Below are 1,194 nucleotides of genomic sequence, written 5' to 3'. Positions count from 1 at the left end.
AGGGGTTGTTCGGTCCAGATGGTCTTGCCGGAGGCGGTGTAGCGGCTGCCCCAGCGGTGGGCGAGCTGGGCGACGAGGAACAGGCCGCGGCCGCCCTCGTCGGTGAGGCGGGCGCGGCGCAGGTGGGGCTGGGTCTGGCTGGGGTCGGAGACCTCGCAGATCAGTGTCTTGTCGCGGATCAGGCGCAGTTCGACGGGCGAGCCGGCGTAGCGGACGGCGTTGGTGACCAGTTCGCTGACGATGAGCTCGGTGGTGAAGGTCAGTTCCTCCAGTCCCCAGCCGGTGAGCCGGTCGGTGGCCAGTTGGCGGGCGCGGGCGACGACGGTGGGGTCGGCGGTGAACCGCCAGGCGGCGGTGGCCCCCTCGGGCAGGGCCCGCACCCGGGCCACCAGCAGGGCCACGTCGTCGGCCGGTGGCTCGGTCAGGACGCGGCCCAGTACGGTGCGCCCGATCTCGGCGGGCGGGTGGCCGGCCGCCACGGCGGCGGCGACGCTCTCGTGCAGCGGCCGTGCCCGGTCGTCGCCGTCCGCGGCAGCGGTGTCGGCGGTGTCCTCGCGGCGTGCGGCCAGTCCGCTGGTGTGGAAGGCCAGCACGCTGCCCGGGGCGAGGTGCAGCTCGACGGGCTCGAAGGGCATGCCGCTCACGCCCAGGGCCGGAGCCGGGCTGAGCTCCACGGGGCGCGCTTCTCCCCCCGGGCCGGTCACGACGGGCGGCGGATGCCCGGCGCCGGCCATGACGCACCGGCCGGTGACCGGGTCGTAGACGCAGTACAGGCAGGTCGCGCCGACGACGCCGCCGCTGCCGTCGCCGTCCGTCCGGTCCGGCTGCGGTTCGGTGGCGGAGAGGCGGACGACGAGGTCGTCCAGGTGGGTGAGGAGTTCCTCGGGGGAGAGGTCCAGGTCGGCCAGGGTCTGCACGGCGGTGCGCAGCCGGCCCATGGTGGCGGTGGCGGCCAGTCCGTGTCCGGCCACGTCGCCGATGACGAAGGCGACCCGGGCGGAGGACAGCGGGATGACGTCGTACCAGCAGCCGCCCAGTCCCGCCGCGGTGCCGGCCGGGACGTAGCTGCCCGCCGACTCGGCCGCGCCGAGGTCCGCGCCCTCCGGGGGCAGCAGGCTGCGCTGGAGGCTCTCGACGGTGCGCAGCTCGGCGGTGTAGCGCCGGGCGTTCTCCAGGCTCAGCGCGGCCCGGGAG

The 1,194-nt window shown here is 75.8% G+C and carries 1 protein-coding gene; it reads right to left on the bottom strand.

The window, feature by feature from the left end; genetic code table 11:
* The coding region (locus CUT44_RS08880; protein WP_158239584.1) for an ATP-binding SpoIIE family protein phosphatase at positions 1 to 1,194 on the bottom strand (1,194 nt) is incomplete at both ends.

Source organism: Streptomyces carminius, assembly GCF_002794255.1.
GTDB classification, from domain to species: Bacteria; Actinomycetota; Actinomycetes; order Streptomycetales; family Streptomycetaceae; genus Streptomyces; species Streptomyces carminius.
This window is presented reverse-complemented; position numbering and strand designations above follow the sequence as displayed.